This is a genomic window from Tenacibaculum dicentrarchi (genome assembly GCF_964036635.1).
GTDB lineage: Bacteria > Bacteroidota > Bacteroidia > Flavobacteriales > Flavobacteriaceae > Polaribacter > Polaribacter dicentrarchi.
On the sequence record NZ_OZ038524.1, the window covers coordinates 925,773 to 943,805 of the forward strand.

At 30.3% G+C, this 18,033-nt stretch carries 16 protein-coding genes; 8 read left to right on the plus strand and 8 right to left on the minus strand.

Annotation, left to right across the window (positions count from 1 at the left end; all coding sequences use genetic code 11):
• Window positions 1-182: 182 nt before the first annotated feature.
• Window positions 183-1,796, minus strand: a complete 1,614-nt coding sequence (locus ABNT14_RS04225; RefSeq protein ID WP_101903504.1) for a CTP synthase — start codon at window positions 1,794-1,796, stop codon at window positions 183-185.
• Window positions 1,797-2,021: 225 nt separating this feature from the next.
• Between ABNT14_RS04225 and rpmH the strand changes: the two genes are divergently transcribed.
• Both rpmH and carB read left to right on the plus strand, forming a co-directional pair.
• Window positions 2,022-2,183, plus strand: coding sequence for a 50S ribosomal protein L34 (rpmH, locus tag ABNT14_RS04230; protein ID WP_058884776.1), 162 nt, complete (start codon window positions 2,022-2,024; stop codon window positions 2,181-2,183).
• A 115-nt stretch (window positions 2,184-2,298) separates the two neighbouring features.
• Window positions 2,299-5,151, plus strand: a complete 2,853-nt coding sequence (gene carB / locus ABNT14_RS04235) for a carbamoyl-phosphate synthase large subunit (protein ID WP_101903503.1) — start codon at window positions 2,299-2,301, stop codon at window positions 5,149-5,151.
• Window positions 5,152-5,477: 326 nt separating this feature from the next.
• Here carB and ABNT14_RS04240 read toward each other — a convergent pair whose 3' ends face one another.
• Window positions 5,478-6,023: an acyl-CoA thioesterase gene (locus ABNT14_RS04240; protein ID WP_101903501.1), complete on the minus strand. Its 546-nt coding sequence runs from the start codon at window positions 6,021-6,023 to the stop codon at window positions 5,478-5,480.
• A 27-nt stretch (window positions 6,024-6,050) separates the two neighbouring features.
• Complete coding sequence (locus tag ABNT14_RS04245; protein WP_101903500.1) at window positions 6,051-6,437, minus strand: 6-phosphogluconate dehydrogenase; 387 nt, start codon at window positions 6,435-6,437, stop codon at window positions 6,051-6,053.
• Window positions 6,438-6,537: 100 nt separating this feature from the next.
• Between ABNT14_RS04245 and ABNT14_RS04250 the strand changes: the two genes are divergently transcribed.
• The 3 genes from ABNT14_RS04250 to ABNT14_RS04260 all read left to right on the plus strand — a co-directional run bounded on the left by ABNT14_RS04250 (window position 6,538) and on the right by ABNT14_RS04260 (window position 9,327).
• Complete coding sequence (locus tag ABNT14_RS04250; RefSeq protein WP_101903499.1) at window positions 6,538-7,713, plus strand: GlmU family protein; 1,176 nt, start codon at window positions 6,538-6,540, stop codon at window positions 7,711-7,713.
• Window positions 7,714-8,084: 371 nt separating this feature from the next.
• The gene (locus ABNT14_RS04255; protein WP_101903498.1) at window positions 8,085-8,552 is read left to right on the plus strand and encodes a DUF6495 family protein; all 468 of its coding nucleotides are present in this window, start codon (window positions 8,085-8,087) and stop codon (window positions 8,550-8,552) included.
• 97 nt (window positions 8,553-8,649) lie between these two features.
• Window positions 8,650-9,327: a TrmH family RNA methyltransferase gene (locus ABNT14_RS04260; protein ID WP_101903497.1), complete on the plus strand. Its 678-nt coding sequence runs from the start codon at window positions 8,650-8,652 to the stop codon at window positions 9,325-9,327.
• Here ABNT14_RS04260 and ABNT14_RS04265 read toward each other — a convergent pair.
• From ABNT14_RS04265 to ABNT14_RS04280, 4 genes are all read right to left on the minus strand, one after another.
• Window positions 9,324-11,621 (minus strand): DNA topoisomerase 3, encoded by a 2,298-nt coding sequence (locus ABNT14_RS04265; RefSeq protein ID WP_101903496.1) that lies wholly within the window; start codon window positions 11,619-11,621, stop codon window positions 9,324-9,326. The genes ABNT14_RS04260 and ABNT14_RS04265 overlap by 4 nt on opposite strands.
• A gap of 59 nt (window positions 11,622-11,680) precedes the next feature.
• A complete protein-coding gene (locus ABNT14_RS04270; protein ID WP_101903495.1) occupies window positions 11,681-12,487 on the minus strand; it encodes a TrmH family RNA methyltransferase in 807 nt (268 codons plus the stop codon).
• Between the two features lie 64 nt (window positions 12,488-12,551).
• Window positions 12,552-13,319 (minus strand): hypothetical protein, encoded by a 768-nt coding sequence (locus ABNT14_RS04275; RefSeq protein WP_101903494.1) that lies wholly within the window; start codon window positions 13,317-13,319, stop codon window positions 12,552-12,554.
• A 96-nt stretch (window positions 13,320-13,415) separates the two neighbouring features.
• Window positions 13,416-14,486: a WD40/YVTN/BNR-like repeat-containing protein gene (locus tag ABNT14_RS04280; protein ID WP_101903493.1), complete on the minus strand. Its 1,071-nt coding sequence runs from the start codon at window positions 14,484-14,486 to the stop codon at window positions 13,416-13,418.
• A 61-nt stretch (window positions 14,487-14,547) separates the two neighbouring features.
• Between ABNT14_RS04280 and ABNT14_RS04285 the strand changes: the two genes are divergently transcribed.
• Complete coding sequence (locus tag ABNT14_RS04285) at window positions 14,548-15,483, plus strand: patatin-like phospholipase family protein (protein ID WP_101903492.1); 936 nt, start codon at window positions 14,548-14,550, stop codon at window positions 15,481-15,483.
• Between the two features lie 70 nt (window positions 15,484-15,553).
• Here ABNT14_RS04285 and ABNT14_RS04290 read toward each other — a convergent pair whose 3' ends face one another.
• On the minus strand, window positions 15,554-16,972 hold the full coding sequence (locus tag ABNT14_RS04290; RefSeq protein ID WP_101903491.1) for a S41 family peptidase: 1,419 nt from the start codon (window positions 16,970-16,972) through the stop codon (window positions 15,554-15,556).
• 222 nt (window positions 16,973-17,194) lie between these two features.
• Between ABNT14_RS04290 and ABNT14_RS04295 the strand changes: the two genes are divergently transcribed.
• Both ABNT14_RS04295 and ABNT14_RS04300 read left to right on the plus strand, forming a co-directional pair.
• Window positions 17,195-17,422 carry a hypothetical protein gene (locus ABNT14_RS04295; protein ID WP_145993586.1) on the plus strand — a complete coding sequence of 76 codons (228 nt, stop codon included), beginning with the start codon at window positions 17,195-17,197 and terminating at the stop codon, window positions 17,420-17,422.
• Window positions 17,423-17,434: 12 nt separating this feature from the next.
• Window positions 17,435-17,941: a DUF4252 domain-containing protein gene (locus ABNT14_RS04300; protein ID WP_101903489.1), complete on the plus strand. Its 507-nt coding sequence runs from the start codon at window positions 17,435-17,437 to the stop codon at window positions 17,939-17,941.
• The last annotated feature ends 92 nt before the right edge of the window (window positions 17,942-18,033 follow it).

Sequence of the window (18,033 nt, forward strand, 5' to 3'; positions counted from 1 at the left end):
GTCATTATTTTTTTCTGATAATTTAAAAATAGCAGAAAAATAAGACAAGTTTAGTAAAACCGAATCGTTTTTATGAGGTTTTACCGTTATTAATTTTAATAAGGATATTCGCTCAAAGAATGTTCCATATGTATTAAAAAAGAAAAAAATCCTGTAATTTTTGAATTACAGGATTTTTAAATTTATTTTTTAGATTGCTGTAAAGCTGCTTTTATAAAACTCACAAATAAAGGATGGGGGTTTAATACCGTACTTTTATACTCTGGGTGATATTGCACACCAACAAACCAAGGATGTGTAGGGATTTCAACAGTTTCTACTAAGCCCGTTTCAGGGTTTATACCTGTTGATTTCATTCCTGCATCTTCTAGTTGCGTTTTATAGTCGTTATTATACTCGAATCTGTGGCGGTGACGTTCGCTAATTGAACTTGTTTTATAAGCTTCAAATACCTTAGAGTTTTCAGAAATTTCACAATCCCAAGCTCCTAAACGCATGGTTCCACCTTTTTGGGTAACTTCTTTTTGTGCTGCCATTAAATTAATAACAGGATTGGCTGTTTTTTCGTCCATTTCAGTAGAATTTGCATCCTTTAAACCTAAAACGTTGCGAGAATATTCAATAACGGCCATTTGCATTCCTAAACAAATTCCTAAAAATGGAACGTTGTTTTCACGTACATATTGTACCCCTGCAATTTTACCTTCAATTCCTCTTCCACCAAAACCAGGGGCTACTAAAACACCATTTAACCCTGCTAATTGTGATGCAGCATTTTCAGGTGTTAGTTCTTCGGAGTGAATCCAACGAACTTTTACTTTAGTTTTATTAGCGGCTCCTGCATGAATAAAAGCTTCGGTAATTGATTTATAAGAATCATGTAATTCAACATATTTACCCACTAAACCAATTTCAATAGTTGCAGTAGGGTTTTTATGACGCTCTAAAAACTGATTCCAAGCTTCTAATTTAGGTTGTGTTCTAGTAGATAAATTTAATTTATCTAAAACGACATAATCTAATCCTTCTTTAAACATTAAATTAGGAACATCATAAATAGTTTCAGCATCTAATGATTGAATAACGTCTTGTTTTTTAACATTACAGAATAATGCTAGTTTACGTTTTATAGTGTCGTTAATTTCGTGTTCAGAACGGCATACTAATATGTCAGGGCTTACACCGCTTTGCATTAGCATTTTTACAGAATGTTGAGTTGGTTTGGTTTTTAATTCACCAGCGGCAGCTAAATAAGGAACTAAAGTTAGGTGAATAACAATAACGTTATCATCGCCTAATTCCCATTTTAATTGACGTACCGCCTCTACATAAGGTAATGATTCAATATCGCCAACAGTACCACCAATTTCAGTAATAACGATGTCATAATCTCCGGTTTTTCCTAAAATTTGAATACGTTCTTTAATTTCATCGGTAATATGTGGTATTACCTGAACTGTTTTTCCTAAAAACTCTCCTTTACGCTCTTTGTTAATTACAGATTGATAAATTTTACCTGTAGTAACATTGTTTGCCTGAGAGGTAGGAAGGTTTAAGAAACGTTCGTAATGCCCTAAGTCTAAGTCTGTTTCAGCGCCGTCATCAGTTACATAGCATTCTCCATGTTCGTATGGGTTTAATGTTCCTGGGTCTATATTAATGTATGGGTCTAATTTTTGGATAGTCACTGAGAAACCTCTTTGCTGTAATAATTTAGCTAAAGAAGCGGCTATAATTCCTTTTCCTAGTGATGAAGTTACGCCTCCTGTTACAAAAACGTATTTAGTGTTGCTCATGGTTGTTAGGTTTGGGCAAAAGTAAGAAGTCTGACTATCTGAACAAATAAAAAAGTGAAAAAATACATAAAAAATGCGTATTTTTGTAAAGTTAAAAAATATTTCAAAAAAAACAAATGGAGTATTTGTAAGACGAAAAAACTATTGTATATTTGCCCACGCTTTTAGCAGACGGAATTTCACAAAAGCAAATTGAATTAAAGACCATTTTTAAAAATATAAATAATGCCGAAAAGAACTTACCAACCATCGAAGAGAAAAAGAAGAAACAAACACGGTTTCAGAGAAAGAATGGCATCTGCTAATGGACGTAAAGTATTAGCTAGAAGAAGAGCTAAAGGAAGAAAAAACTTAAGTGTATCTTCAGCTCCAAGACCAAAAAAATAATGATTAACAATCGTTAATATATTAGGTGTTACTATTTTTATAGTAACACCTTTTTTGTATATAACCTTTTTTACTTTTACCGAAAACCACAACAACAACACAACACCTATTTAAAATGCCTAAAAATCAAAACTTTAAATCTATTTTAATAATCGGTTCAGGCCCAATTGTTATTGGACAAGCCTGTGAATTTGATTATTCTGGAACGCAAGCTTTACGCTCTTTACGTGAAGACGGAATTGAAACTGTTTTAATCAATTCGAACCCTGCAACAATCATGACAGACCCTACGATGGCTGATCATGTGTATCTTTTACCTTTAAATACTAAATCATTAGTACAAATATTAAAAGAGCATCCACAAATTGATGCAGTTTTACCAACAATGGGGGGGCAAACAGCTTTAAATTTATGTATTGAAGCTGATGAAAAAGGTATTTGGGATGATTTTGGTGTAGAAATTATTGGTGTTAATATTGATGCCATTAATATTACTGAAGACCGTGAGAAGTTTAGAAATTTGATGCTAGATATTGGTATTCCAATGGCGCCTCAAGCAACGGCAACATCATTCTTAAAAGGGAAAGAAATTGCTCAAGAATTTGGTTTTCCTTTAATTATTAGAGCGTCGTTTACTTTAGGTGGAGAAGGGGCTTCTTTTGTATATAAAGAAGAAGATTTTGATGCCTTATTAACTCGAGGATTAGAGGTATCTCCAATTCATGAAGTTATGATTGATAAAGCACTTATCGGTTGGAAAGAGTACGAATTAGAGTTATTAAGAGATGCTAATGATAATGTAGTAATTATTTGTTCAATCGAAAATATGGACCCTATCGGAATTCATACTGGAGATTCAATTACGGTAGCGCCAGCAATGACACTTTCTGATAAAACATTCCAAAAAATGCGTGATATGGCAATTCATATGATGCGTAATATTGGTGATTTTGCAGGAGGATGTAACGTACAGTTTGCTGTATCACCAGATGAAAAAGAAGAAATTATTGCTATTGAAATTAACCCAAGGGTTTCACGTTCATCAGCATTGGCAAGTAAAGCAACAGGATATCCTATTGCTAAAATTGCAGCTAAATTAGCCTTAGGGTATCATTTAGATGAATTAAATAATCAAATTACCAAATCGACATCAGCTTTATTTGAGCCAACCTTAGATTATGTAATTGTAAAAATTCCTCGTTGGAACTTTGATAAATTTGAAGGTTCTGACAGAACGTTAGGTTTACAAATGAAATCTGTTGGTGAGGTAATGGGAATTGGACGTTCGTTTCAAGAAGCATTGCACAAAGCAACACAATCACTTGAAATTAAACGTAATGGTTTAGGTGCCGATGCAAAAGAAAATAAAAACTATGACGAAATTATAGAGAAGTTAACAAACGCTTCTTGGGACAGAGTTTTTATTATTTATGACGCTATCAAAATGGGAATTCCGTTGAGTAAAATTCACGAAATTACGCAAATTGATATGTGGTTCTTAAAACAATATGAAGAATTACACGAAATAGAAAAAGAAATTTCTAAATATACTGTTGATACACTTGATAGAGATTTATTACTAGAAGCAAAACAAAAAGGATATGGAGATCGTCAGATTGCTCATATGTTAAAATGTTTAGAAAGTCAGGTATATAAAAAGAGAGAAGAATTAAATATCAACAGAGTTTACAAGTTAGTTGATACTTGTGCTGCTGAATTTAAAGCAAAAACTCCGTATTATTATTCAACTTTTGAAAGTGATATTGTAACCAAAGAAGGTGTTACAGTGGTGGCTAACGAAAGTGAAGTTACTGCAAAGAAAAAAATTATTGTTTTAGGTTCAGGACCAAACCGTATTGGGCAAGGAATTGAATTTGATTACTGTTGTGTTCATGGTATTTTAGCAGCTGCAGAATGTGGTTATGAAACCATTATGATTAACTGTAATCCTGAAACAGTTTCTACAGATTTTGATACTGCTGATAAATTATATTTTGAGCCTGTTTTTTGGGAACATATTTATGATATAATTAAGCATGAAAAACCAGAAGGAGTAATTGTTCAGTTAGGTGGACAAACTGCTTTAAAGTTAGCTGAAAAATTAACTAAATATGGAATTAAAATTTTAGGTACTAGTTTTGAAGCCTTAGATTTAGCAGAAGATAGAGGTAGTTTTTCTGATTTATTAAAAACAAATAATATTCCATTTCCAGAATTTGGAATCGCTGAAACTGCTGATGAAGCTTTAGTTTTAGCTGAAAAATTAGATTTTCCAATTTTAGTTCGTCCATCGTATGTTTTAGGAGGACAAGGAATGAAAATTGTTATCAACAAAGAAGAATTAATAGAACACGTTGTTGATTTATTAAGAAGAATGCCTGGTAACAAATTATTATTAGATCATTATTTAGATGGTGCAATTGAAGCTGAAGCAGATGCAATTTGTGATGGTGAAAATGTGCAAATTATCGGAATTATGGAGCATATTGAACCTTGTGGAGTACACTCTGGAGATTCAAACGCAACATTACCAGCCTTTAACTTAGGAGACTTAGTATTACAGCAGATAAAAGATCATACAAAAACTATCGCTTTAGAATTAAAAACGGTAGGTTTAATAAATGTTCAGTTTGCTATTAAAGATGACGTAGTTTATATTATTGAAGCAAACCCAAGAGCATCTCGTACGGTGCCTTTTATTGCAAAAGCCTATAAACAGCCGTATGTAAATTACGCAACAAAAGTAATGTTAGGTGAAAATAAGGTTACTGATTTTGATTTCAATCCTCAGTTAAAAGGGTATGCGATAAAGCAACCAGTATTTTCATTTAATAAATTTCCGAACGTAAATAAACAATTAGGACCTGAAATGAAATCGACAGGTGAAAGTATTTTATTTATTGATGATTTAAAAGATGATCAGTTTTACGACTTATATTCAAGACGTAAAATGTACTTAACAAAATAATTTTTTTAAGATTAAAAATTAAAAGCCTATCAGAAATGATAGGCTTTTTTTATAGGGTTTTATTTCAGGTTCGCATCCTGATTTGCCGTAGTTCTTCTGTTGATGCGATGCTAAAATAAATTCAGCATGACGTTTATTGGTGTTTCTGTAATAAACAGGAATATAGCACTTGATTCTAGCCCCGATTGAAGCAATTGTTTGAGCTCTTTTTTGTTTTTTTTTTTCAAAAAAATAAAAAAAGCGAGTGCGAAAAGCGGGAAATAGCTCCAAAAAAACTTCGAAAGTTATAAAAAAATCAAGGTTTTTAATTCTTTATGTATTTTAAATTAAAGCTCAATTTTTACATTATATCCTTTTAAATCTTTAGTGTAATTTTGATGTACAAAATCTTCACTATCAAATTCTTCTTGACGTTTCTTTTTCATTTCAATACGTTTTATCGCCTTTAAAAAACGCCTAATTTCAATATCGTCGTTAACAATTAAACCAGGAACTTGAACACTTTTACCATCTTTATCCTTAGCAACCATGGTAAAATAAGACGAGTTACAATGCTTGGTAACTCCTGTTCTAATATTTTCAGCTTCCACACGAATACCAACAACCATCGAGGTTCGCCCTGTATAATTTACCGAAGCTTTCATGGTAACGAGTTCGCCAACTTCAATGGGATTTAAAAAATCAACCGTATCAACCGATGCCGTTACGCAGTATTCGCCAGAGTGCTTTGAAGCACAAGCAAAGGCAATTTGATCTAATAACGATAAAATATATCCTCCGTGAATTTTACCGCTAAAATTAGCGTGTGAAGGCAACATTAATTCTGAAATTATAATGCCTGTTTCTTCTACGTGTTTAAATTTTTTTATCATATTTTATCAATTTAACTTAAGATTTTTTTATTCTTTAGAAGTATCTTCTAAACTTTTAAAGTGTGGTGAATTTTCTTGTTCTACATTTGTTACAAAATACTTAGTATCACCAAGCCATGAAAAAGTTTTATAAAGTTCTTTATACGTAATTTTAACATATCTTCCTTGAAATTTTTGTAAATCGGCAATAACTTTCTTCTCATTATCTTGCACTGAAAATGCAAAAATTTGAGCACCAGAAATACCTTGGCTAATTTCACCCTCCCAGCTTTTAACAACAACTCCTTTGTAGCTTATTTTTATAAGTTCGCCAGAGCGCACACCTTTACTATAAGGAACGTAATAAATAAAAGCATAATAGGCAAAAGAAACTAACGTAATAATAAGAATAATTAAAGCGACTATTTTTTTCATGGAACATTTTAAGTTTAGATAACAAAAGTAAGGCTAATATTTAAACTTGTAAAATGAATTGAAAGTAGTAGTTTTGTGAGAGTTCAAAAAAATAATAAAAATGAATTATATTTTATTTGATGGTGATGTAAGAACCGCTTTATTACCATTTACATATACAAAACCCGTTGCCGATATTAGGGTCGGAATTTTAACGATTCGTGAAAAATGGGAAAAACATTTAGGCTTAACCACCACAACAGTTACTGAAGAATATTTAGAAGAAAAATATCCGATGGTAGAGTTGGAAGAAAATGTGCTGTTAAATGCCTCTTTTTTACCAACAGATAAATTGGTTGATATGGTAAGAGCATTAACCAAAAATCAGGCAATTTTTAAAGGTGAAGATGTGATTGCTTTTTATACCAACGACAGCCAAGACGAAGTGAATTTTGCAAATTATGAGCATATTGAATACCAAGAAGAGTTACTTCAGATAAAAAATACTTGGGATATTTTTTCTTTAAATGATAAAGCAATTCGTGCCGATTTCGATTTAATTACCGATGGAAGAACATCTGAGCCAATTCCTGATACAGTAAATTGTATCAATAAAAAAGATATCTTTATAGAAGAAGGTGCAAAGTTAACTTTTGCAACTTTAAACGCAAGTTCAGGACCAATTTACATCGGTGAAAATGCCGAAATTATGGAAGGCGTTGTAGTAAGAGGTGCTTTGGCGATGTGTGCAAATTCGGTATTAAAATTAGGAGCAAAAATATACGGAGCAACCACTTTAGGACCTCATTGTAAGGTTGGCGGAGAGGTTAATAATTCGGTATTAATGGGCTATTCTAGCAAAGGACACGATGGGTTTTTAGGAAATTCTGTATTAGGTGAATGGTGTAATATTGGCGCCGACACTAACAATTCGAACCTTAAAAATAATTATGCTGAGGTAAAATTATGGAGTTACGATACAGGTCGTTTTGCAAAAACAGGCTTACAATTTTGCGGTTTAATGATGGGCGATCACTCTAAATGCGGCATCAATACCATGTTTAATACGGGAACTGTAGTAGGTGTTTCTGCTAATATTTTTGGTAGCGGATTTCCTCGAAATTTTGTACCATCTTTTAGTTGGGGCGGTGCTTCTGGATTTACAGAATATAAAACCAACAAAGTTTTTGAAGTTGCCAAAATGGTAATGAAAAGAAGAAATATTGAGTTTGATGAAAAAGAACAACGAATTTTAAGCCATGTTTTTGAACAAACTAAGCAGTATAGAAATTACTAAGATTTCGTTTAAATTTCATCTAAAAAATAGCATCGAATCCGTCAATCTGAATTTATTTCAGATTCGCATTCTGATTTGCCGTAATTCTCTTGTTGATGCGATGCTGAACTAAATTAAGCAAGACGAAAATAGATAAGATATTTAAAATAAAAATCCTCATAATTTATTTGTGAGGATTTTTTTTATAATTATTTTTTGAAGCAATTTCCCGCTTTCCGCACTCGCTTTTTTTTGAAGAAAAATCAAAAAAAGAGCTCAAACAAAGCTTCAATCGGGGCTAGGCGATTTTGCTAAAAAATAATATTTATTTTATCATTTATAATTCTGATATTAAAATTGTCAAAACCCTAAATTATTATTAAAATTGCCGAATGAAGTACAGACAATTAACAAAAGAGCAATTTGAAGGATTGCATGAAGAATTTGCACGTTTTTTAGCATCGCAAAGTATCGATGCCAAAGAATGGAAAGAGTTAAAAGAACAAAAACCACAAGTTGCTGAAGATGAAATGAATGTTTTTAGCGATGTTGTTTGGGATGATGTACTTACAAAAACCGAGTATTTAGAGCATTTTTCGCCTAAAATGGTTAATTTATTCAAATGCGATAAAGATGAAATTCATCGTATTATGATTACGATTGATAAAGATATTAATTTATTAGAACAAGAAGGTTTTGAGTGGTTAATGCAAAACCCGAATGATGAAAAAGTCGAACTTTTTACAGGTACTAAAAAGTACAATAAAGAACGAAATGATGAGATTTTCGATTTAATAGAAAAAGGAAGTTCAATATCAAAAGGAGAAATATATACTTATTTTAATAAACTAACATTATAAGTAATTTTTAAAAATATTTTATTAAACGTCTTTAATAATTTAAAGACGTTTTTTTATTACATATAGTTTAAAAAATAAATAAGTGTATTTTTGCAATATGATTGATGAAGGATTATTAGCATATTTAGAAGGTTTTATTACCGATAAAAGAAAAGAAACATTTAATAGAGTTTTAAACGAAAGAACACGTCATTTTGCAGTGGTTTTAGAAGATATTTATCAACCTCATAACGCAAGTGCAGTTGTCAGAAGTTGTGATATTTTTGGTGTTCAAGATGTCTATGCCATTGAAAACAGGTTTACAAACAAAGTATCTCGACACGTTGCAAAAGGAAGCCAAAAATGGTTAAATATCAACAGATATAAAGAAGATGGCGATAATACAAAAGCGTGTTTACAAGATTTACGTGCAAAAGGGTATCAAATAATTGGTACAACCCCACATACTGATTCTTGTGTATTATCTGATTTTGATGTTACTAAAAAATCGGCATTTGTATTTGGTGCTGAAAAAGACGGAATTTCTGATTATATAAAACAAGAAGCAGACGGTTTTTTAAAAATTCCGATGGTTGGTTTTACTGAAAGTTTAAATATTTCGGTAGCAGCTGCAATTACTTTAAATGATGTTACAGCACGTTTGCGTAAAACAGATTTAAACTGGCAATTAAGCAAAGAAGAACAACGTGTTTTATATTTTGAATGGATTAAAAACACGATAAAAAATCCTGATAAATTAATTGAATATTATCATAAAGAATTAAAAAAATCTTAGTTATTACTAATAATATTTAAAACCAAATCTTTAGTCAACGTTTGTCCGTTGGCTATTTTTTTGATGTTATCAAAAGTAAATACAAAATTACAACCAGTTTTATAATCAGAGCATCCGTAAGCAGATTTTCCTTTTAAAACAGTTCCTTTTTTACATTTCGGACATGTAATTTTATCAGTATCTTTTTGTGTATTTTTTTTAACTGCTTGTTTTGGCTCTAGTTTTAAGTTAAAAGTTTCATCAAAACGAACTAAGCCTTCTACTTTCTCATCTCCATTTTTGAAGCCTTTTAAATTGGTAGTACAACCTTTATCAATCAATCGAATTAATTGATTTTCAGATATTTTTTTATCCATAAAACTAAAATCTAATTTAAAATTACAACCAGTTTTATAGCTAGAACATCCGTAAGCGGTACTTCCTTTTAATAATTGTCCTTTTTTACATTTTGGACATTCTTTACCAACGATTGTTTTTTTCTGAGGAGCAACTTTTTTTACAACTTTCTGAGTTTCATTATCTGAAGAAAGTCGTTTTGTTTTGTTACTTGAACGTACTTCATAAACCAATTCATCCACCATTTTTTTCATGTTATTGATAAATGTTCCTGCATTAAATTCACCACGTTCAATTTCTTTTAAACGTTTTTCCCAAAGTCCTGTAAGTTCGGCAGATTTTAATAATTCGTTATCAATTAAATCAATTAAATCAATTCCTGTTTCAGTAGGGATTACTAATTTTTTTTGTCGTTTTATATATTTTCTTCTAAATAAAGTTTCAATAATACTTGCACGAGTTGACGGACGACCAATACCATTTTCCTTCATTAATTCACGCATTTCATCATCATCGACCTGTTTTCCTGCTGTTTCCATAGAACGCAATAAACTTGCTTCTGTATAGTTTCGTGGTGGTTTGGTTTCTTTTTGTAAAAAACTAGGTTGGTGTGTTCCTTTTTCTCCTTTTATAAAAGTTGGTAATACATTGTTTTCTGTTTTTTTAGTATTATTTTCATGTTCAAAAACAATACGCCATCCTTTTGATAAAATTTCTTTTCCTGTTGTTTTAAAAGAAATATCATCAACTTTTCCAATGACAGCAGTGTTTGAAATATCACTTTCAGGGTAGAAAACAGCAATAAAACGACGTGTAATAATATCGTACACTTGTTGCTGATTATAAGGTAAATTATTTTGAATTCCAGTTGGAATAATAGCGTGGTGGTCAGTTACTTTTTTATCATCAAAAACCCTTTTAGATTTCTTTATTTTCTGACCTAATAATGGTTTTGTTAAGGTATTGAAATTGGTTAGTTTTCCTAAAATACCTGCAATTTTTGGATATACATCATTAGGTAAAAAAGTGGTATCAACTCTTGGATACGTTACAACTTTCATTTCATAAAGCTTTTGAACCATTTTTAATGTTTCATCAGCAGAAAATCCGAATTTATTATTACAATATACTTGTAAACCTGTTAAATCGAATAATTTAGGAGCGTATTCTTTTCCTTTTTTCTTGGTTACTGAAGTAATTTCAAAATCACTTTCTTTTACTTTATCAGCAAAAATCTGCCCTTCTTCTTTTTTTAAAAAACGCCCTTCTTCATAAGAAAAAAGTGTTTCTCTGTATAAGGTTTGTAATTCCCAATAAGGTTGTGGTTTAAAGTTTTGAATTTCTTTAAATCGATTCACCAACATTGCAAGTGTAGGAGTTTGAACTCTTCCGATAGATAGTACTTGTTTGTATCCTCCAAATTTAACGGTATATAATCGAGTAGCATTTAAGCCTAATAACCAGTCGCCAATAGCACGTGAAAACCCTGCATAATATAAATTATCATATTGTGATGCAGGTTTTAAATTCTGAAACCCTTCTTTAATAGCTTCTTCTGTTAATGAAGAAATCCATAAACGTTGTACTTCACCTTTATAATTAGCTTGATTTATTACCCAGCGTTGTATTAATTCACCCTCAGTTCCTGCATCACCACAATTGATAACAACATCGGCTTTTTCAAATAATGATTTAACAATATTAAACTGTTTTTGAATACCTTCATCACCAGTTACTTTTGTATTAAATCGCTCAGGAAGCATTGGTAAATTATTCAAATCCCAACTTTTCCAATGAGGTTTGTAATCTTTAGGCTCTAAAAGTGTGCACAAATGCCCAAAAGTGTAGGTTACTGCATAGCCGTTACCTTCAAAATATCCATCTCGTTTGGTGTTGGCTCCTAATATATTAGCAATTTCTCTTGCTACACTTGGTTTTTCGGCAATACAGACTTTCATTTGTTTTATTTAGAGAGTCGAAATTACTAAAATATAAACATAATTTATCAAAAAATAGTTTAAAATAAACTTATTTTAAACTCTCGTTGTCTTTTAGCTTCAAAAGTTAAAATTGCAGCAGCAACCGAAACATTCATAGAATCAATAGCACCTTGCATAGGTATATTTATATTTTGAGTTGCTTTATCTCTCCAAATTTGGGTTAATCCTGTTGATTCTGTACCAACAACTAAAGCTGTTGATTTTGTATAGTCGTTTTTATGATATTCGTTTGAATTTTGCAAAGTAGCACTGTAAATATGGATGTTTTTTTCTTGTAAAAAAGCAATGATTTCTTCGGATGTACCAACGCCAATTTGATTGGTAAAAACACAACCAACACTAGAGCGTACAATATTCGGATTGAATAAATCAGTTTTTGGATTTGCTATAAAAACAGCATCAATATTTGCGGCATCGGCAGTACGAAGCATTGCACCGATATTCCCTGGTTTTTCGATACTTTCTAACACCAAAACTAGTGGGTTCTCTGTTTTAAATTTAATAGTATCTAAACTAAAATTTTTAGTTTTTACAACCGCAATTACGCCTTCGGTAGTATCACGATAAGCTATTTTTTGATAAATTTCTTTAGTAATTTCTATGCAAGAAGCAGCAGCAATTTTAATAGTTTTTAAATCATCCGAAGAAAACATATTAGGCACAAATAAAATAGTTTCTATTTGATAATTACCTTTTGTAACTAACGAAATTTCACGTTGTCCTTCTACTAAAAATAATCCTTTCTTTTTTCGTTCACGAGATTTATCTTGAAGTTTCAATAAATCTTTAATATAAGGATTTTGGATACTGCTAATTTGTTTCATAACTGCAAAAATACTTAATATTAATCTACAAATTCAATAGCGAAATAATATTTTCTACATACAATTATTTACAAGCATTTAAAAAAGCACTATTTAATCTTTCGTAAGGTTCTTTACAAAAAGAGAAATCTATACCGTGTTTATTATCTATCTCTTCGATAAATGAAAAAGGGTTTATGTTAAAGAAAGCTTTTATTTGTATGTTTTCTCTATTACAAATATAACCACTCAGCCCCATACTACTTAATCCTATTTTACCATTGTTGGTATAGCAATTAAACAATAATTTATATTTTTTACTCTTAAGGTCAAGCTCATATTCATCAATATTTGAATTAAATAAAACTAAATAATCAAAACCTTCTTTAATACATTCTACTTTTTTATCAGAAATAAACAAAATAATAGTATCAATAAACTTATTTAATTCTTCTTCAGTTAATGTTGTATAGGGGGTTTTTACCGCTCTTTTTGAATATTTATTTTTTGTAGGTTTTTTAATTACTGGTGTTAAATCAATTTTTTTTCTTGTAATTTCATTTTTACTTTCATAGAATTTTATAAAATCCATACAATATTCTAAGTATTTAATCTCTCGAATCTCTGTATTCCCATCTTTACCTTCAAAAATATTTATTTCAGGACAAATAGATAATAAAGACGATTCTAGGGCTTTAATAACTCTTTTTTTACCTTCAAAAACTAACGCTTTATATTTATCAATTCCATAAGTAGAATCATGTTCTTTTATTCTCCTTAAATCATTATTACTAATTCCTATTTTAAAATACTTACCATCTAAAAACGGAAGTATGTAAATATAGTTTTTCATTATTTTGTGTTTATTTATGTAAGATAATAGATTTATCAAAATGTAAATAGGAAATTTTCATAAAAGAATATAGTGTCATTTTTATTTAATTGACGATTAATTAGTTTGGTTAAGATTTAATTTCCCTATTTTTTTATCACCAGATAACCATGCCGTATTTTTATCAAAAAATTGAATACTATAATAAGGCTCTTCGCTTACTTTTCGCCAAGAATACCCGTTATCATTAGAAAATGAAACTCCTGTTATTCCGACAGCAAAAAGTTCTTTTCCATTGGTGTTTGGTACATATTGTACGCAACTTTTATAGGTTGGATTTTGATTTTTAGCTACTAATTTCCAGGTTTTTCCTCCGTCGGAAGTAAGGGCTTTGTTGGCGCAATTATCGGTTGGTTTGGTGTAGTTTCCTCCAATAATAAATCCGTTATTTTCATCATAAAAATCAATGGAATAAATACCATCACCAGTATTTCCTTGTGTAATTGGTGTATTATAAACTTCCCAAGTATTTCCGAAATCGGTAGATTTTAAAACCCTCGCTTTTGTACCGCCAGAAGCAATCCAAACCGTGTTATTAATTATTGCAATATTGGTATTGCTTGCGGCATAAAAAGCTTCTCCTTTTTTTAGTTTTGGAGATTTATTACAAGGCAATTTTGTCCAAGAATTTCCGCCATCCGAAGTTAAAATAATAGCCGCACAATTTTCTTTATCTGTTGGATCTCCTACGGCAATTCCGTGTTTTTTATCATCAAAAAAATGTAAACTGTTGTAAAATACCTTCGGATGTTTTTCTAGATAGACAATTTTTGAGGAATCGGCAGTAATTTTATATAACAATGCAGGGTTTTCAATAGATAAAGCAAAAACAGCATTTTTAGTTAGGGCAATGCTTCTAAAATTAGGAATAATCGTGTCTTGATAACGTATTTGTGTTTGATTCCAAGATTTTCCGCCATTTTTAGTAGTACCAATTATTCCGTTTGAACCCGCAAAAACAATTTCATTTTTATTGATAATTTTAAGTGCACGAATACTGCTGTTTTCTTGTTTAAATTGACTGATTTTAATATTTTTAAATTTTCTAGAGCTAACTTTTTTTAGTGAAGTTTTTTGACAAGAAAAAGAAATAAATAACACTAAAATTAAAATAGGGAAACGGTTCATTTTTTTGATATTTTTACAATATTAAAAATAACCAAATCAATTCACTTATCTGAAAAAAAACATGAAAAAAGCATTGGTAATTTCTGGAGGAGGAAGCAAAGGCGCATTTGCGGGTGGTGTAGCTGAATTTTTAATGAAAGAAAAGAAAAAAGACTATGACTTATTTGTAGGAACATCAACAGGTAGTTTAATGGTTTCGCATTTAGCACTAGGAAAAGTAGATTCTTTAAAGAAACTATATACTAATGTAAATCAAAAATCTATTTTTAGTAATAGTCCTTTTAAAATAAAGATAGTTCATGGAGAAAAAGTAATATCTATTAGGCATATAAATACATTTTGGAACTTCTTAAATGGAAGAAAAACCTTTGGGGAAAGTAAAAATTTAAGAAAATTGATTAAAAAGAATGTTACTCGTGAAATGTATGATGAAATTCGTGAAAAAAATAAGGAAGTTGTGGTAACGGTGTCAAACTTAACAGCAAATCAGATTGAATATAAAGCGATTTCAGAATGTACTTACGAAGATTTTTGTGATTGGATTTGGGGCTCGTGTAATTACGTACCTTTTATGAGTTTGTTAGAAAAAAATGGCTATCAGTATGCTGATGGTGGTTTTGGAAGTTTAGTACCTATAAGAGAAGCTATTTTACGTGGTGCTAAAGAAATTGATGCGATTATTTTAGAAACTGAGGTGAATCAAATTAATAGAATGCCTGCTAAAAATCCATTTTCGCTAATGCTAGATGTTTTTGGTTTTTTGCTAGAGCATGTAGAAAAACATAATATTACCATTGGTAAATTATCTGCAAAACATCATGATGTAAAATTAAATTTATATTACACACCAACTGTTTTAACAACAAATACTTTAGTTTTTGATAAAAAATTAATGGCCAAATGGTGGAAGTCAGGATACAAATATGCTAAAAAATTAGATGCTGATAAAATGACCCCATTTAGACCTGAGATGCTTGAAAATCAAGAAATAAAATAGTATTATTTATCTATTAAAAAAACCCAACTTTTTCAGTTAGGTTTTCTTAGTTTTTTATTAAAAAGAAGTATTATTTTAAATCAACATACATGGTGTTGTAGTTTACATTGTTTGATTTTGAACTTCCAATTGTTTCTAATTGAGTTATGTTATTATTCGTATTTCCACGAGCTCCTGAACTTATCAGTTGAAGTGTTTTTGCTAGTAAAGGCTCGGTTTTGTTACCTAATTCGCCTAAGTTACCAAAGTCTTCAAAACGTGTTACTGTTGGTGAAATCCCTTCTTTATCGTTATGATTATCTTTGTTTACAATTTCTAAAACAATGGGTTGCATTGCCCAATTATGTGCTGTATTAATGTCTTTTTTGCTAAAAGTAGGAGAGTCATATAATGTAATTGAACCTACATATTTTCCGTGGGTTTTACTTCCGACTGTTTTTACGTTAATATGTGGCACTAAACCATTAATAATTAATTCAGATGCCGATGCTGAGCTTTCTGTAGTAATAAAATAAATATTGCTTAGGTTTAAACTGTTAATTGCTTCAGAAGCACTTATTTTATCTGTAAATTTATTGGTAATATCATCAGGATTAAGAACTGCCATATATTTACTATTCCAGCGTTGTTTTGCAAAAATATCACCTGTAAATTGCCCTGTAATCATACTTGCTAATCGGGTTGCTGTGTTTACAGAACCACCGCCGTTATATCTTAAATCAATAATTAAATTTTGAATACCTGCTGTTTTAAACTTAAGAAACGTTTGGTTTAACTCAGAATCAAAATTTGCGGTAAAACTATTATACATTAAGTAGCCCATTTTTTGTCCCGCATGCTCAATTGTTTTGGCAATATGAATCGGGTTTTCGGTATAAATACTTTTTTCAAGAGTATAGCTTGTTGTATTTGTTATTGGATCACCATTATTATAATCGGCTAAATTAATAGTGTATGAATTTGCGTTTGAAAATAATAATTCTTTGTAATTTTTATCGTTTATCGGTGTGCCATTTACTTGGGTGAAAATCATCCCTCTTTTAATACCTTTAGTATCGGCGTCTGTTCCTGAAACAACATAACGAACATAACCAAATACTTCGCTAGCGTTTGTTTTGAATCTTTTTAAGCCAAATTCCATCCCTGTGGTTTGGCTTGTTCCTTGAAAAGATTGCTCTAAGGCAAGATAATCATCAACAATCCACGACCATTTATCTAGCTCATTTCTTTTGTATAATAATTTTTCAAAAAAGTCTGACGGGTTTTCTGTTTCTGATAAAAAAGCATATAGTTCTTGGTCGGTTGTAAAGCGTTTATCGGATAAATCAGCTACTTTATCTTGCCATAAATAATTGGCATTTAATCCTTTCCATATAAAATTTTGAATTTGAATATCACTTGGAGTTGCTGCTTTTTTACTGCAAGAAACAACTGATATCAATAAAAATAAGCTGAAAAAGGTACTAGAAAATGCTTTAAATAATTTCATAAGGAATATATTAGCTATTATTAACGCAATTTAATGAATAATATTATTTTTTTATTAAGTTTGATGTAATAAACTTAAAATGAAGGATAAAAAGACCTTTTAAAAATAGGCAAGTAAGCAATATACTTGTTAACTTGGCATTACATTTGTAAGAATATATTTGTTATTGTGTTCTTTAAAAAGATTGAAAAAGAAATAGTTATCAAAGATATTGAATTGAAAATGGAAAAAGTTAAAAAAAAATGGATAGCAGTAGCAGCAATAGCACTTGTAGTGTTATTTTTTGTAGGAAATAAAAAATATGAAGACTATCAGCAAAGAAAACAATTTTTGCAAATAACAGTAGCATTACAGTTAGTTTCAGAAAATTTAAACAAAGGAAATAATGCCCTAGCACGTTTAAATACCTACGATAAAACAGTACAAAAAGTAATAAATAGCGTAAAATAAAAGCTAAAAAAGATGACGAAAATTATAACAATAATAATAGGATTGATATTTACAGTAAACCTAAGTTTTGGGCAATCAATATTTGATAAACTAGAAGATATGGACGATGTATCGTCAGTAATTGTAAACAAAGATGCTTTTGAAATGCTCTCAAAATTTGATGTAAATTCACAAGATAACGAAGCTATCGAGGTTTTTAATATGGTTAAAAATTTAGACGAGTTAAAAGTATTTTCAACCAAAAAGCCAAGTGTTGTTGTTCAAATGGAACAGCTGCTTAAAAGTGCTGTTAGCAAAAATAATCTGGTAGCGTTGATGCGTATAAAAGATGAAAATTCTCGTGTAAAAATTTATGTAAAATCAACTAAAAACAAAAATTTTGTAAGTGAGGTTTTAATGTTTATAAAGGATAAAAAAGGTGAAAATGGCAAGGCAGAATCAATAATTGTATTTTTAACAGGTACTATTGATATTAATAAAATGTCAAAATTAGCAACCACTTTTTCTAAGGATAAATAACAATAATCTTAAAAATAAAAAACGAAAACCATCAACTTATTGATGGTTTTTCTTTTTAACGACGCATTAACAAGTCTCCAAATAGAATTTCT

Bases quoted from the DNA above. Each gene is read 5' to 3' on its own strand.
- ABNT14_RS04225 (WP_101903504.1), bottom strand. From the start codon at position 1,796: ATGAGCAACACTAAATACGTTTTTGTAACAGGAGGCGTAACTTCATCA.
- rpmH (WP_058884776.1), top strand. From the start codon at position 2,022: ATGCCGAAAAGAACTTACCAACCATCGAAGAGAAAAAGAAGAAACAAA.
- carB (WP_101903503.1), top strand. From the start codon at position 2,299: ATGCCTAAAAATCAAAACTTTAAATCTATTTTAATAATCGGTTCAGGC.
- ABNT14_RS04240 (WP_101903501.1), bottom strand. From the start codon at position 6,023: ATGATAAAAAAATTTAAACACGTAGAAGAAACAGGCATTATAATTTCA.
- ABNT14_RS04245 (WP_101903500.1), bottom strand. From the start codon at position 6,437: ATGAAAAAAATAGTCGCTTTAATTATTCTTATTATTACGTTAGTTTCT.
- ABNT14_RS04250 (WP_101903499.1), top strand. From the start codon at position 6,538: ATGAATTATATTTTATTTGATGGTGATGTAAGAACCGCTTTATTACCA.
- ABNT14_RS04255 (WP_101903498.1), top strand. From the start codon at position 8,085: ATGAAGTACAGACAATTAACAAAAGAGCAATTTGAAGGATTGCATGAA.
- ABNT14_RS04260 (WP_101903497.1), top strand. From the start codon at position 8,650: ATGATTGATGAAGGATTATTAGCATATTTAGAAGGTTTTATTACCGAT.
- ABNT14_RS04265 (WP_101903496.1), bottom strand. From the start codon at position 11,621: ATGAAAGTCTGTATTGCCGAAAAACCAAGTGTAGCAAGAGAAATTGCT.
- ABNT14_RS04270 (WP_101903495.1), bottom strand. From the start codon at position 12,487: ATGAAACAAATTAGCAGTATCCAAAATCCTTATATTAAAGATTTATTG.
- ABNT14_RS04275 (WP_101903494.1), bottom strand. From the start codon at position 13,319: ATGAAAAACTATATTTACATACTTCCGTTTTTAGATGGTAAGTATTTT.
- ABNT14_RS04280 (WP_101903493.1), bottom strand. From the start codon at position 14,486: ATGAACCGTTTCCCTATTTTAATTTTAGTGTTATTTATTTCTTTTTCT.
- ABNT14_RS04285 (WP_101903492.1), top strand. From the start codon at position 14,548: ATGAAAAAAGCATTGGTAATTTCTGGAGGAGGAAGCAAAGGCGCATTT.
- ABNT14_RS04290 (WP_101903491.1), bottom strand. From the start codon at position 16,972: ATGAAATTATTTAAAGCATTTTCTAGTACCTTTTTCAGCTTATTTTTA.
- ABNT14_RS04295 (WP_145993586.1), top strand. From the start codon at position 17,195: ATGGAAAAAGTTAAAAAAAAATGGATAGCAGTAGCAGCAATAGCACTT.
- ABNT14_RS04300 (WP_101903489.1), top strand. From the start codon at position 17,435: ATGACGAAAATTATAACAATAATAATAGGATTGATATTTACAGTAAAC.